At 45.3% G+C, this 15,049-nt stretch carries 12 protein-coding genes; 9 read left to right on the top strand and 3 right to left on the bottom strand.

Annotation, left to right across the window (positions count from 1 at the left end):
• The first annotated feature begins 2 nt into the window (after positions 1 to 2).
• The 3 genes from MTF70_RS00690 (at position 3) to MTF70_RS00680 (ending at position 3,081) form a co-directional block, all read left to right on the top strand.
• Entirely contained in the window at positions 3 to 974 is a 972-nt protein-coding gene (locus tag MTF70_RS00690) for an ABC transporter ATP-binding protein (RefSeq protein ID WP_005380792.1), read from the top strand.
• Complete coding sequence (gene oppF / locus MTF70_RS00685; protein WP_005387265.1) at positions 953 to 1,966, top strand: murein tripeptide/oligopeptide ABC transporter ATP binding protein OppF; 1,014 nt, start codon at positions 953 to 955, stop codon at positions 1,964 to 1,966. The genes MTF70_RS00690 and oppF overlap by 22 nt, the downstream gene beginning before the upstream one ends.
• 167 nt (positions 1,967 to 2,133) lie before the next feature.
• Positions 2,134 to 3,081: a glutathione S-transferase family protein gene (locus MTF70_RS00680; RefSeq protein WP_205461164.1), complete on the top strand. Its 948-nt coding sequence runs from the start codon at positions 2,134 to 2,136 to the stop codon at positions 3,079 to 3,081.
• Positions 3,082 to 3,195: 114 nt separating this feature from the next.
• On the opposite strand, the gene MTF70_RS00675 is transcribed toward MTF70_RS00680, so the two are convergent.
• The 3 genes from MTF70_RS00675 to MTF70_RS00665 form a co-directional block, all read right to left on the bottom strand.
• On the bottom strand, positions 3,196 to 3,618 hold the full coding sequence (locus MTF70_RS00675; protein ID WP_005380804.1) for a hypothetical protein: 423 nt from the start codon (positions 3,616 to 3,618) through the stop codon (positions 3,196 to 3,198).
• Between the two features lie 342 nt (positions 3,619 to 3,960).
• Positions 3,961 to 6,105: a phosphate acetyltransferase gene (pta, locus tag MTF70_RS00670; protein ID WP_005380805.1), complete on the bottom strand. Its 2,145-nt coding sequence runs from the start codon at positions 6,103 to 6,105 to the stop codon at positions 3,961 to 3,963.
• 136 nt (positions 6,106 to 6,241) lie between these two features.
• Entirely contained in the window at positions 6,242 to 7,438 is a 1,197-nt protein-coding gene (locus MTF70_RS00665; protein ID WP_005380807.1) for an acetate kinase, read from the bottom strand.
• Positions 7,439 to 7,785: 347 nt separating this feature from the next.
• Between MTF70_RS00665 and yfbV the strand changes: the two genes are divergently transcribed.
• The 6 genes from yfbV (at position 7,786) to MTF70_RS00635 (ending at position 15,038) form a co-directional block, all read left to right on the top strand.
• The gene (gene yfbV / locus MTF70_RS00660; protein ID WP_005380809.1) at positions 7,786 to 8,238 is read left to right on the top strand and encodes a terminus macrodomain insulation protein YfbV; all 453 of its coding nucleotides are present in this window, start codon (positions 7,786 to 7,788) and stop codon (positions 8,236 to 8,238) included.
• A 330-nt stretch (positions 8,239 to 8,568) separates the two neighbouring features.
• Positions 8,569 to 9,534, top strand: a complete 966-nt coding sequence (locus MTF70_RS00655) for an ABC transporter substrate-binding protein (protein WP_017633858.1) — start codon at positions 8,569 to 8,571, stop codon at positions 9,532 to 9,534.
• A 174-nt stretch (positions 9,535 to 9,708) separates the two neighbouring features.
• On the top strand, positions 9,709 to 10,644 hold the full coding sequence (locus tag MTF70_RS00650) for an ABC transporter permease (protein ID WP_012841584.1): 936 nt from the start codon (positions 9,709 to 9,711) through the stop codon (positions 10,642 to 10,644).
• On the top strand, positions 10,641 to 11,435 hold the full coding sequence (locus tag MTF70_RS00645; protein WP_005387275.1) for an ABC transporter ATP-binding protein: 795 nt from the start codon (positions 10,641 to 10,643) through the stop codon (positions 11,433 to 11,435). The genes MTF70_RS00650 and MTF70_RS00645 overlap by 4 nt, the downstream gene beginning before the upstream one ends.
• Before the next feature lie 141 nt (positions 11,436 to 11,576).
• Complete coding sequence (malZ, locus tag MTF70_RS00640) at positions 11,577 to 13,403, top strand: maltodextrin glucosidase (RefSeq protein WP_205461166.1); 1,827 nt, start codon at positions 11,577 to 11,579, stop codon at positions 13,401 to 13,403.
• 174 nt (positions 13,404 to 13,577) lie between these two features.
• Complete coding sequence (locus MTF70_RS00635; RefSeq protein ID WP_005380815.1) at positions 13,578 to 15,038, top strand: sensor domain-containing diguanylate cyclase; 1,461 nt, start codon at positions 13,578 to 13,580, stop codon at positions 15,036 to 15,038.
• The last annotated feature ends 11 nt before the right edge of the window (positions 15,039 to 15,049 follow it).

Genomic DNA, 15,049 nt, shown 5'->3' with positions numbered 1-15,049 from the left:
TGATGAGCTTATTAGATGTCAAAGATCTGCGCGTCGAATTCACCACGCAAGATGGTATCGTAACCGCAGTAAACGATTTGAACTTCTCTCTCAACCAAGGCGAAACCTTAGGTATCGTTGGAGAGTCGGGATCAGGTAAATCTCAAACCGTATTCGCAATCATGGGCCTTTTGGCTAAGAATGGTATTATTTCTGGTAGCGCAAAGTTTGAAGGCAAAGAAATCCTAAACTTACCAGAAAAAGAACTGAACAAAGTGCGTGCGGAACAGATCGCAATGATCTTCCAAGACCCAATGACATCACTGAACCCTTACATGAAAGTCAGTGATCAGTTGATGGAAGTGCTTATGCTGCACAAAGGCATGGGCAAAGCGGAAGCATTTGAAGAATCAGTACGCATGCTGGAAGCGGTAAAAATCCCTGAAGCGCGTAAGCGTATCACGATGTACCCGCATGAGTTTTCAGGCGGTATGCGTCAGCGTGTAATGATCGCGATGGCGTTGTTATGTCGTCCTAAACTGCTTATAGCCGATGAGCCAACAACAGCACTTGATGTGACGGTACAAGCACAGATCATGGACTTGTTGAATGAGCTGAAATCTGAGTTCAACACAGCGATCATCATGATCACTCACGACCTTGGTGTGGTTGCAGGTTCGTGTGACAAGGTGCTGGTGATGTATGCAGGCCGTACCATGGAGTACGGCAACGTAAACGAAATTTTCTACAATCCAAGCCATCCTTATGCGGAGGGGCTGCTGAAGGCGATTCCTCGCCTCGATACTGAGGGTGAAATTCTGCCGACCATTCCTGGTAATCCACCAAACTTGCTTCGTCTACCGCCGGGCTGCCCTTATCAAGAGCGCTGTCACCGTGTGATGGATCGTTGTAAGCGCGAGGCGCCAATTCTGACACCATTTGGTGATGGTCGTCAGCGTGCATGTTTTTCTGAATGGGAGGCTTGGAACAAATGAACGCAGTAGACAAAAAACTAATTCTGGACATTTCTGAGCTGAAAGTTCACTTCAGCATTGCCTCAAAGTCGGCATGGCCGTGGTCAAAGCCTTCGAGCCTGAAAGCGGTAGATGGCGTGAACGTTCGACTATACGAAGGGGAAACGCTTGGTGTAGTAGGTGAATCAGGTTGTGGCAAATCGACGTTTGCTCGTGCCATCATTGGTCTGGTTGAAGCTACTGACGGCCAAGTAGTTTGGTTGGGTCAAGACCTTACTAAAATGAAAAGCGTTCAGCGCCGTGAGACGCGTAAAGAAATTCAGATGATTTTCCAAGACCCATTGGCATCGCTGAATCCGCGTATGACTGTTGGTGATATCATTGCTGAACCTCTTGAGACATTCTATCCAGAACTGTCTAAGCAGGAAGTGAAAGATCGCGTTAAAGAGATGATGGCGAAAGTTGGCCTATTACCTAACGTGATTAACCGTTACCCACACGAGTTCTCGGGTGGTCAGTGTCAGCGTATCGGGATAGCGCGTGCGCTTATCCTTAAGCCTAAGATGATCATTTGTGACGAGCCAGTATCGGCGCTTGATGTATCTATTCAAGCTCAGGTGGTTAACCTACTTAAAGAGATTCAAAAAGAGTTAGGGCTTTCTCTGGTATTCATTGCGCATGACTTGTCTGTCGTTAAACACATTTCAGATCGCGTTTTAGTTATGTATTTAGGTAATGCCGTGGAACTTGGCGAGGCCGAGGCTCTGTTTGCTGATCCTAAGCACCCATATACGCGTGCGCTAATGTCTGCGGTTCCGATCCCGGACCCGGATATTGAGCGCAATAAGAAAATCCAAATGCTAGAGGGTGATCTTCCTTCACCTATCAACCCACCGTCGGGTTGTGTATTCCGCACTCGTTGCCCACAAGCAACCGAAGAGTGTGCGAAGACAAAGCCAACCATTTTAGGTAATGACGTTCACGCGGTATCTTGTTTACACGTTAGTGTATAAATTCAGCCTGTGACGGGCTTAAGCGCGACACCTTCATCGGGTCGCGCTTTTTTTATGTGTCTGATTTATACATTCGAATTTCTTGAACATGATGTCCTAAGTTCGATGATTCTCTGTTTGATAGGAAACGCTAATATAGACACAAACAGAACGAGAGGAGAGCAATCATGGGTAAGTTGGTTGAAGGTGTTTGGCAAGATGTCTGGTATGACACAAAATCAAATGGTGGCAAATTTGTGCGCGAAGACGCCGGATTCCGTAACTGGGTTAAAAACGATCCTGATGCGGAGTTTACACCAGAGTCTGGTCGATACCATTTGTATGTCTCTCTTGCTTGTCCTTGGGCACATCGAACCCTCATTTTCCGCAAGCTGAAAGGTTTAGAACCACATATTGATGTCACGGTCGTTTGCCCTGATATGCTCAGCCAAGGTTGGCAAATGGGGCTTCCTGAGCCATTGTTTGGTCACACGCGCATGTACCAAATTTACACGCAGGCCAAACCCGATTACACGGGCCGCGTAACCGTGCCTGTACTTTGGGATAAAAAGACCAATACTATTGTGTCGAACGAGTCGTCAGAGATCATTCGCATGTTCAATTCGGAATTCAATGCGTTAACAGGGAATCACGACGACTACTATCCAGATCATCTAAAACACGTTATTGATGAGTGGAACGATTTTGTTTATCCGAATGTCAACAACGGAGTGTATCGTTGTGGCTTCGCGACTACACAAGAGGCATATGAAGAAGCGTTTGATTCTTTGTTTAATGCGTTAGATAAAATCGATGCTCACTTAGCGACGCATCGTTACTTAGCAGGGAACACAATTACTGAGGCTGATTGGCGTTTGTTTACGACTCTTATTCGTTTTGATGCGGTGTATGTGGGGCATTTCAAGTGTAACAAGCAGCGCATCGCAGACTACGAAAATATACAAGGCTACTTAAAAGAGTTGTATCAAGTTGAAGGCGTCGAAGACACGACGGATTTCTATCACATTAAACGCCACTACTACTTCAGCCACACTGGGATTAATCCGACGCAAGTTGTACCAAAAGGGCCTGATTTAGACCTAAATACTCCTCATGGAAGAGAAAGTATTGGCTAGTTTGCTGCTTCCATCGCAAATGAAAAAGTACTTAACGGTTAGCAATGCCGTTAAGTACTTTTGTGTCATCTAAATACCGGGAGTAGGAAGTTTACTTTTTCATTCATCCTCACCTTACTTAGCGCGTACGATGTCCATCACTAGCTTTCCGTCCACTTTTACAGGACCGTCCTCTTTAGCGCCGAGCGTATACTCAAACACGCCAGTCTTCATGCCACCTTTCTCTCCGTGGACCATTAACATCAGCATATCGCCTGATTCTACTGGTTCCATCAAAATTGCATTTACGTTTTCATTCTTTCCCATTTTTAACGGAGCGTAGCCGATAACAGGACCAGGCTTCATTGATTCGTCTGTTCGGTGGACAACCATCCAGCCATTGTCATCAGCATGAGCCATTTCAGCGGTCACCGTTCCTCCGGACATATCTTGATCGACGCCTTTAATACTCGGGGCGGAAAAGCTGAATGAAGAAAAACTAATCAGAAACGCAGCTAAACCAAACTTTATCAGTGATGTATTGATGAAATCCTTCATATATATTCCTTAGCAGTCAATGAGTTTGTGCATTGCAGTAGCTTTTACGTATTTCCTAGCAAAAAAGTTTAGCTAAAACGTAAATAATGTCGATAAATTGAACAGGGACCGTGCTGCTTTGGAGCCAATGCATTTTGGGGAGTGGGTCAATCGGTGTAAGAACAAGCACGAGCAATGTCGATTAGGTATGGGGGGCGATAGGGAGAAAAGCTTTGTGCACCAGTAATTATAGGTTGTGCAGTGATTGGTATAAAAAACAAATAAGTGTTCTGGCCAGCAATAGAAAAAGCCCTCGACGAATCGAGGGCTTTGTATCTATATCCAACTAGATGTCAGAAGCGATTATTTAGCTTCTTGGTCTGCTTGGATAGCTGTTAGAGCGATGGTGTACACGATGTCGTCTACTAGCGCGCCACGAGACAAGTCGTTTACAGGCTTACGCATACCTTGCAGCATTGGACCGATAGATACTAGGTCAGCTGAACGTTGTACCGCTTTGTAAGTCGTGTTACCCGTGTTTAGGTCTGGGAATACAAATACTGTCGCTTTACCTGCAACTGGAGAGTTTGGTGCTTTAGAAGCAGCAACGTTTTCCATAATAGCAGCGTCGTACTGTAGAGGACCGTCAATGATAAGATCAGGACGTTTCTCTTGAGCCAGTTTTGTTGCTTCACGTACTTTATCAACATCTGCACCCTTACCAGATTCACCAGTAGAGTAAGAGATCATTGCAACGCGTGGTTCGATACCAAATGCTGCTGCAGAGTCAGCAGATTGGATAGCGATTTCAGCAAGCTGTTCAGCAGTTGGATCTGGGTTGATTGCACAGTCACCGTAAACCAGTACTTGATCAGGCAGAAGCATGAAGAATACTGAAGATACGATAGACGCATTTGGTGCCGTCTTGATGATTTGGAACGGAGGAACGATAGTGTTCGCCGTAGTGTGAACAGCACCAGAAACTAGGCCGTCAACTTCGTCGTTCTCAAGCATCATTGTGCCTAGGAATACTGAATCTTGTAGCTTCTCACGAGCCACAACTTCAGTCATGCCTTTCGCACCGCGCAACTCAACTAGGCGAGCAACGTAGTTTTCACGAACAGCATCTGCATCAATGATGGTTACACCAGTACCTAGCTCAACGCCTTGTTGAGCCGCTACGCGACGGATTTCATCTGGGTTACCTAGAAGTACACAGTCTGCAATGCCGCGTTCAGCACAGATTGCTGCTGCTTTAACAGTGCGTGGTTCGTCACCTTCTGGAAGAACGATACGCTTACCTGCTTTACGAGCAAGTTCAGTTAGCTGGTAACGGAACGCTGGTGGGCTTAGACGACGAGACTTCTGAGTGCCTTCAGTCATAGACTCGATCCAGTTACCGTCGATGTGGCCAGCAACGTGTTCGTTGATGAACTCGATACGCTCTTTATCGTCTGCAGGTACTTCGATGCTGAAGCTCTGTAGGTTTAGAGACGTTTGCCAAGTGTTACCTTGTGCTTTGAAGATAGGTAGACCAGTGTCGAATGCTGGTTTACATAGGCCTTCGATTTCGCTAGGGATATCGTAACCGCCAGTTAGCAGTACTGCACCAATATCCACACCGTTCATTGCAGCAAGAGAAGCAGCAACGATAACATCAGGACGGTCTGCAGAAGTAACAAGTAGAGAACCCGGTTTGAAGTGCTCAATCATGTTTGGCAGAGAACGTGCACAGAAAGTGATGCTCTTGATGCGACGAGTGTTGATGTCACCTTCGTTGATGATATCTGCTTTCAGGTGCTTAGCCATGTCGATTGCACGAGTCGCAATCAGATCAATGCTCCATGGCACACAACCTAGTACACGAATTGGAGAAGTGTTAAAAATTTCCATCACTTTCAATTCGTTTTGTTTCGCGCTGTCTGCATCGTCAAAGATTTCAGATAGGTCAGGGCGAGTACGGCCAGCTTCGTCAACAGGAGCGTTTAGCTTGTTGATGATAACACCTGAGATGTTTTTGTTTTTAGTGCCGCCGAAGTTAGAACATGCTACTTCGATACGCTCTTTCAGTTGCGCAGGGTTATCAGTACCTGGAGTCGCAACTAGCACGATTTCTGCACCAAGTGTTGCCGCGATTTCCGCGTTTACTTGGTTTGCAAATGGGTGCTTACGAGTAGGTACAAGACCTTCGATTAGCGTAACGTCTGCGTCTTTGTTGATTTGGTTGTAACGTTCAACAACGGTTTCTAGCAGCTCGTCCATGTTGTCGTTACCGATTAGGCTTTCAGCAACAGACATCGCCATTGGTTCACCGATCTTCATATCGCTGTTACGACCAACGATAGTTGAAGTCAGATCTGGCTGATCACCACCTGAACGTGGCTGACAGATTGGCTTGTAGAAAGAAACTTTAACGCCTTTACGCTCCATAGCGCGAAGAACACCCATGCTAACGCTTGTTAGGCCAACGCCTGCGCTAGTAGGGATAAGCATAATAGTACGAGACATTCGTAGAGTACCTTTAGCTATTTGGGGGATAAAAGCTCAACTCTTATTCCATGAAGCTCGAAGAATAGGAGTTGAGCCCCTAAGAAATTCGTTTGAATGAAAATCTGGCTAGCCGAGTGGCTAGCCAGGAATTCAATTAAAGACCTGTCAGGCGAGCAGTGTCTTCAGCGATGACTAGCTCTTCGTTAGTAGAGATAACCATTGCAGGGATACGGCTGTTTTCAGTCGTGATAACGCCTTCGCCGCCGAAGCGAGCTTTAAGGTTAGCTTCGCTATCTACTTCGATACCGAAGATGCCAAGACGGTTTAGAACCATTTCACGGATAGGGCCAGAGTTCTCGCCGATACCGCCAGTGAAAGTGATTGCGTCTAGACGGCCTTCCATTGAAGCAGTGTAGCCAGCAACGTATTTAGCTAGACGGTGACAGAACACGTCCATTGCGCGTGTTGCTTCTTCTTTTTGACCGTAGTTGTCTTCAACGAAACGACAGTCAGAAGTCACTTCAGTTAGACCTTGAAGACCAGACTCTTTAGTTAGCATCGTGTTGATTTGATCAACAGAGTAACCTAGAGCGTCGTGTAGGTGGAAGACGATAGCAGGGTCGATGTCGCCACAGCGAGTACCCATTACCAGACCTTCAAGTGGAGTAAGACCCATAGAAGTGTCTACAGATTGACCGTTCTTGATCGCACATACAGATGCGCCGTTACCTAGGTGACAGTTGATGATGTTTACTTCTTCAACTGGTTTGTTTAGTAGGCCTGCAACTTCACGAGTGATGAACAAGTGAGAAGTACCGTGCATGCCGTAACGACGGATACCGTGTTCTTTGTATAGGTTGTATGGAAGAGCGTATAGGTAAGACTCTTCAGGCATAGTTTGGTGGAACGCAGTGTCAAATACAGCAACGTTTTTCAGCTCTGGGAAGTTTTTCTTAGCCGCTTCGATACCGATGATGTGAGCAGGGTTATGAAGAGGTGCAAATGTTGCAGCGTCTTGAATACCTTTTAGAACTTCATCAGTAATTAGTGCAGATTGAGTGAACTGCTCGCCGCCGTGAACGATACGGTGACCGATTGCGCCTAGGTTAGCTTTAAGCTCTGGCTTAGAAGCAAGAATAGTTTCTACCATAAACGCTAGTGCTTCTTCGTGAGCTGCACCATTGCCTAGTTGAGCTTCGTGCTTGCCATCAAGTTTCCACTTGATGCGAGCTTCAGGAAGGTGAAGACACTCAGCAAGACCTGACAAGTGCTCGTCGCCGTTCTCGGCATCAACAACGGCAAATTTAAGAGAAGAACTACCGCAGTTTAAAACTAAAACTAGCTTAGACATGTATGACTACCTGTTATTCGTCTGATAAAAAAATCAGTTAAAGAATGAAAAATTAATCACAAGAATAGCCGATACCCAGAAGGCTGCGTACTAATCCTGGTCAAAAATTGTTCTAATTCCATATAAAGAAATAGTGATGAACCCTTCCATCACTATGATGCGATCCGTGCAGATAGATATCTCGGAGTTGCTTAAATTGTAAATAACAGCAACAATGAGATTGAGGGTCTGCAAAGGATAGCGATAATAAGCAATGATAACAAAAAAAATTTGAAAGAATATTAACTTTCATCAATTTTTTGTACCTTCAGTTGAAATGTTCAACTATTTTTTAGTGAGAGAGCGGTATGAGTAATAAAGTCGGATTGATCCATAGCCTGAAAGATGGCCAGAATTACATGGAGATCTGGCCGGTTCGTAAAGAGCTAAGCGCCATATTTCCGGAACAGCGTATCATTAAGGCGACTCGCTTTGGCATTAAAGTCATGCCGGCCGTTGCTGCGATCAGCGTACTCACTCAAATGGCATTCAACAATTACCACGCGTTACCTCAATCCATTGTTGTCGCCTTGTTTGCGATTAGCTTGCCACTTCAAGGCATTTGGTGGCTTGGTGCTCGATCCAACACGAAATTGCCGCCTTCTTTGGCCTCTTGGTATCGGGAGTTGCATCAAAAAATTGTGGAAACAGGTTTTGCATTAGAGCCTGTCAAAGCTCGCCCTCGTTACAAAGAGCTTGCGATAATACTGAACCGAGCGTTTCGCCAGCTCGATAAATCGTCATTAGAGCGTTGGTTCTAATTTAAATTGTTTGAAATGGAGTGTGCACTGGCCGCTCCATTTTTGATCCTGCCTCTATTACCTACTTTGACGGTCGTTGATGAAGCGAGCGAAGCTTTGTTTACCAAAGATTCTTTCCGGATGAAGAAGTCCCCCCGATCACAAATGTTGCTTTAGTGTTAAATCTTTCTTTTCTTTACTAAGACTTAGTAGTAATAATAAAAACAAGATGCGCAAGAAGTGCACAGTTATATGAACACAACAATACCGCCTTCAAACATTTGAATTCACGAGTCGATACACATATTGAAAGCTCGTGAAACAAGGACGAAGTCACATCAAGGAGTTATGATGAAAACGAAACGTTTATTAGCCACTGCCGTTCTATCAGCTACTGCTATTTTTTCTTCTACCAATGTACTGGCCGCCACTGCAACTGTCGCAGTTTCACAGATTGTCGAACACCCGGCGTTAGACGCGACGCGCCAAGGATTGCTTGATGGTTTGAAAGCGAAAGGCTACGAAGAAGGCAAAAATCTAGAATTTGATTATAAGACCGCACAGGGTAATCCAGCGATTGCGGTGCAAATTGCCCGTCAGTACGTCGGCGAAAATCCTGATGTGTTAGTTGGCATCGCGACACCTTCGGCACAAGCTTTGGTGTCGGCTACTCGCTCTATTCCTGTTGTCTTTACTGCGGTAACAGATCCGGTTGGTGCGAAATTGGTTAAGTCGATGGAACAACCAGGTAAAAACGTAACTGGCCTGTCTGATCTTTCCCCCGTTGCTCAGCATGTCGATCTCATCCAAGAAATTCTTCCTCAGGTGAAAAGCATCGGGGTTGTATTTAATCCCGGTGAAGCTAATGCCGTGACTTTAGTTGAATTACTAAAAGAAAGCGCAAAAGCAAAAGGCATACAAGTGGTTGAAGCGACCGCACTAAAAAGTGCTGATGTTCAGTCTGCGACTCAAGCGATTGCAGCGAAATCAGACATTCTTTACGCCCCAACAGACAATACAGTTGCAAGTGCGATTGAAGGGATGATTGTGGCAGCGAATCAAGCGAAGAAACCTGTATTTGGTGGCGCGACGTCGTATGTCGAAAAGGGTGCTATTGCAGGCTTAGGTTTTGACTACTACCAGGTTGGTGTACAAACCGCGGATTACGTGGCGGCGATTCTTGATGGTCAAGAACCAGGCAAGCTGGATGTAAAAGTCGCGACGGGCTCTGACCTTGTAATTAATGAAAGCGCAGCATCTAAGCTCGGTATCAAGCTGCCAAGTTCTGTGGTTGAACGTGCGACAAGCATGCAATAAGTAACGCTTTTTGGGGTTAAGCCTGTCACGTTGGTTGGTAGACGCTTGCCCCAAAATTGATACTCGCCGGATTTCTCGTGTAGAGCATTCTGCTAGAGAAGAAGGGGAGTATACGTTAGAAGTCTTAAGTTCAGGTTGGTATTAGCCAGCCTGAGCATGCAGAAAGGAGCAGTTATGTCTGCATTTGCTTTTTTTGGCGCACTCGAAATTGGCTTGATTTATGGCCTAGTCGCTCTGGGTGTGTATCTTACGTTCCGTGTTCTCGATTTCCCCGATTTGAGTGTGGATGGCAGCTTTCCAATGGGAGCGGCGGTGGCTGCAACGGCGATTGTCGCAGGTATTAATCCTTGGCTTGCGACAATAATGGCGATGATAGCTGGTAGTATGACGGGGTGGGTAACCGCTTTTCTGGCTGTTCGGTGTGGTATTTTACACCTGTTAGCTTCCATTCTTACCATGATCGCTGCATTTTCAATTAATATTCGTATTATGGGTAAACCTAATATGGCGTTGCTTGGAGAGGATACTATTCTCACTCCGTTTGAAGCATTGGGCGATGCGATGTTTATTCGCCCTCTGGTTGTTGGGGTCTTAGTTCTTCTTTCCGCTTTCTTTGTCATTCGCCTGCTGAACAGCGACTTTGGTCTTGGTTTACGAGCCACGGGTGTGAATGCGCGTATGGTTTCTGCGCAAGGGGCGAGCACTGGCTTTTATACCTACTTTGGCTTGGCTTTATCCAACGGGTTTGTGGGATTCGCAGGCGCGTTGTTTGCACAAACGAACAGCTTTGCGGATGTGACCTCTGGCGTGGGCACCATTGTCGTTGGTTTGGCAGCTGTGATTTTGGGGCAGACCCTTATTCCCGGGCGCAAGATTTGGGTTGCGGTGTTTGCGGTCATCATCGGTTCGGTACTTTATCGCCTTGCAGTGGCTTTCGCTTTGAGCTCTGGCATGTTTGGTTTACAAGCTTCAGACCTCAACCTGGTTACCGCAGTATTGGTGGCTGTGGCGCTTATTGCTCCAAAGCTAAAACAGAGCATGAGAGCGAAACAACGCGTTACTGATGCTAAACAAGCGGCATCAAAAAATGGTTCTGGGGAGGCATTATGATCGAACTAAATAATATTCAGGTCACGTTCAACCCTGGGACGATTTTGGAAAATCGTGCATTGAAAGGCGTCTCTTTAGAGGTTCCAGAGCATCAATTTCTTACCGTGATTGGTTCTAATGGCGCAGGAAAATCGACGTTGCTTGGTGCGGTGACAGGTGAGACGCCGATGATAGGTGGTCAGGTTATCATTGACGGCAAAGACGTCACCAAGCAGACGGTAGCCCAACGTGCGACGCAATGTGCCCGAGTGTTTCAAGATCCATTGGCCGGGACTTGTGGTGAACTGACGATAGAAGAGAACATGGCTCTAGCGCACATGCGTGGTAAAAAACGCAGCTGGGGGTTGGCGCTCTCTACTAAACGTCGCAAGCTGTTCCAAGAGCGAATTAGCATCCTCGGTCTTGGTTTAGAAGACCGCTTGGGCGATAGCATTGGGTTGCTGTCTGGTGGACAACGACAAGCCGTTAGCCTTGTGATGGCGACGTTATCGGAGAGTAAGTTGTTATTGCTTGATGAACACACGGCTGCGCTTGATCCTCGTATGGCGGCGTTTGTTATCGACTTAACTAAACGTATTGTCGATGAGTTCGATTTAACCGTGATGATGGTGACGCATTCGATGAAAGACGCATTAGCATGTGGCGATAGGACCGTAATGCTTCACCAAGGTGAAATTGTGCTTGATGTGGCTGGAGAGCAGCGCGCTAACATGCAAGTACCAGACTTGTTGGATATGTTCTCCAAAGTGCGTGGTGAAGAGCTGGCAGATGACAGTCTCTTGTTGAACTAAGCGGTATCCGACAAGTCACTACGCCTACTAAGTGTGATCCTCCTTGGGAAAATTGGCTGATATGTCAACTCGCAAGGAGGATTTCTTGTCTCTAATTCTTCAATAACATAGTGGCATATCCGATGACGAGGAGTGCCCATAATGAACCTGCTATTTATTTTTCATAGTCAAACTATTGATGGTTTAGCTTTTAATGACGAGCAAATTACAGTCAGACTGAAAACCGAGACATTGGATTTTGATTCCGTCTATGTGCGTATTGAGCCGGACAATGAAGAATATCTGGTCGACATGGCTCAAATTGGAACAGCTGGGGAATTGTTACTATGGGAGGCATCGTTTCGACCAAATCGAGATCGAGATGTCACACATTATGTGTTTAAGCTTCTCAAAGACGGACAACAATACTGGCTCGATGCACGAGGCGTACAAAAGCGTATTCCACCCAAAGAGTTCCACTTTAAGTTGAATGTAGAGCATCAACCACCAAGCTGGGTCCAAGAGCAAGTTTTCTATCAAATCTTTCCTGACCGTTTTTCTGCTAGTAAAAGTGAGTCTGATATTCGCCACGCTTATGCTCAGTATGATTCTGCATCGATCGTCAAGGCGTGGGGAGATGCGGTAGGCTCTCACCAAAATACCGGGGCACGTGAATTCTTTGGCGGCGACCTCAAAGGTGTGGAGCAAAAGTTGGACTATCTTGAACAGCTCGGCGTTACTGCGCTTTATTTTAATCCGATCTTTTCTTCACCAAGTAATCATAAATACGACACCACTGATTACTTCACTGTTGACCCTATGTTCGGCACCAACGATCAGTTTGCTGAACTGTGTGAGAAAATCCGTGGTAAGAATATGAAGATTGTCTTAGACGCGGTGTTTAACCACACGTCAGTGCATCATCCTTGGTTTGATATCCAACAAAAAGGAGAAGGAGCATATGGCAATCCGCAGTCAAAGTTCCGTGATTACTACTTTTTCGAAGGCGAAACCAATCACTACATTGGTTGGAAAGGCATTGGTAACTTACCGGTTCTGAACTTCGAAAATGAACAGGTGCGCGACTACATCTACCAAAGTGAAGAGTCTGTCATCAAGTATTGGCTGAAGCCACCGTACTTGGTTGATGGCTGGCGGTTTGATGTAATCCATATGCTTGGCGAAGGGGACGGCGCGAAAAACAATGCTCATTATGTGGCAGCGTTTCGTCATGCAACTAAGTCAGTAAACCCGAATGCTTATGTGTTAGGTGAGCACTTTTTTGAAGCAACGCAGTGGTTGCAAGGTGATCAAGAGGATGGGGCGATGAACTACTACGGTTTTGCTCATCCAGTCCGAGCTTTTATCGCACGACAAGACATTATGTACGATCCAATCAACATTGATGGTTTGGAGTTTAAAGTATGGTTGGACGAAGCCAGAGCAAAAATCCCATTTTCGAATCAGCTATCGCAGCTAAATCAGCTCGATAGTCACGATACTGCTCGGTTTATCACATTGGTTGATGGTGATAAGCGTAAAATGAACATCGCGCTAGCAATTCTTATGACTTACGTTGGCACGCCTTGTATTTACTATGGGAGTGAAGTCGGTCTAGAAGGAGGGCTAGACCCGGATAATCGTCGTTGTTTTCCTTGGAATGAAATTGAAAGTTCACAATGGCTATCGCTTTACCAACAATGGATCAAGATCCGTAAACAATGTAAGCCTTTAGAGTCGGGCTGTATTCAATGGCTTCATTGTACTAACAACCAGTTGGCGTACGCACGTGTACTGGGTCGTGAAGCAGTCGTTGTAATGGTTAATCTCAGTGGTAATGAATGTTCAATCGATTTACCTATGTGGCAACTGGGCTTGGAGGTTAGCCAAGTTATATCGTTGTTAGATGACACAGAACAGGTTGATTATAAAGGTCATATCTCTGTCAATATGTCGGCACAGAGCTGCAAATTATGGCGACTAAAGTGACACCACACTCTATATTGATTAAACTCCTTTAATATATAAACGGTCTCAAACAGCGCGCACACATTTGTTTGGTCTCTTGTTATCTGGTGCTGCATTGCATGCGTCACCAGATAACGAGTATCAATTTAATAGCAGTCATAAGAGACTATTGACCTTTCATATGCATGGTACTCAATGGTAAACCAAAGGCGATTTAGCCTCTCATTTGTCATCTTTTTTCCTCTGGCGTTATTTGTAGTGGTTTTACTCGTGACAACGAAAAATTACTATGATGCGGTTAACCGCTATATCGATTCTGAGTATTCGCGTATCGAGCGTGCAATGTCTCGCGGTATTAAAGTACTCACGGCTTTAGATTACAGCTTCACCAACTATACCAATTACGCTAACCCACTGTTTGAAGAACATAATTCTTTAGTCAAAGAAGGGCTTTGTTATCTTTGGCCTATAGATGTGTTATTACTCGAAAGTGTTTATAGTGAAGGGTTACCTGCGGTTGACCTTGATTATATGATCGTAGGGGACGAAAGCTTATGTCAGCAAGGTTCAACGATTAACCAGTTAGCTGAACAAAAGGCGGGTTTTGCGCCGTCATTGTCATTTCTGCACGATATTGAATCGCACATTGTTGGAATTCATTACATTGACAAGCGCGGTTACGTTATCTCCTCACCCGATACCTACGCAAAAAATTTCACGAGAGAACTTTTGTCAACGCTAAAAGCCCGACCTTTTTGGCAAAAAACCGCGCAAGATAAAGTGAATATTACCTTGGCTGGACCAGGGCCAGTGTTGGACTCGATGGAAGGTCAAGTCATTAGTATGACGGTACCCGTCTATGAGAAAGGAGAACACCAAGGTGTTTTGTCTATTGATTTTGACATCAATACGCTCATGGCTTCGTCGCTAGGTCTTGTTGGTCAGTTTCATTTGGTTTCCAATTTACAATCCATTCCTTCAAACAGTACACGAATCAAACCAGTCGAATTAGAGCGATTGAGTGCGAATCACAGCATGTACTACGAGTACAACCTTTGGGATGAAGCTAAGAACCTAGCGGTTTTTGAAAAATACAGCCTTATTGTCGCACTATTTATTTACGTGCTGAGTACCGTCGTCTTGTTCTATGTGAATATGCATAGCGAGCGACGCTACTTTAAAGAACTGGCAGCAAGAGACCCAATGACCAGCTTATTGAATCGTCGAGGTATGCAAACCGTGTGGCGTAATAAGATGACAAAAAAACAGGTTGCTTTAGCAGTGTTCGATATTGATAACTTCAAGAAGATCAACGACACCTATGGTCATGATGTCGGTGATTCTGCAATTCAGCTTGTTGCAAAATGTATACGTGAAAATATTCGCCATACCGATGTTGCCTCAAGGTTTGGTGGCGAAGAGTTCGTTTTAGCGATTTATGACGAAGATTCAGAGGGCATTAAACTCATTTTAGACAGAGTAAAAAAGGCCATAGATGAGCGCTCGACACGCGTAACGAAAGAAGGCTTTACGATCTCTGGCGGTGTGGTGTTTAGTAAAGAGAGCCGAGTAGAAAACTTTGATGAATTGTTTAAAGCGGCGGATGAAAAGTTATATCAAGCCAAAAGTACCGGCAAAAATAAGATCTGTTACTAGGATTTAGATAC

It is taken from the genome of Vibrio sp. 2CM40D, assembly GCF_023161825.1.
In the GTDB taxonomy this organism is placed as follows: Bacteria; Pseudomonadota; Gammaproteobacteria; order Enterobacterales; family Vibrionaceae; genus Vibrio; species Vibrio alginolyticus.
The sequence above is the reverse complement of the archived record's forward strand: the minus strand, read 5'-3'. Positions and strand labels throughout refer to the sequence as shown.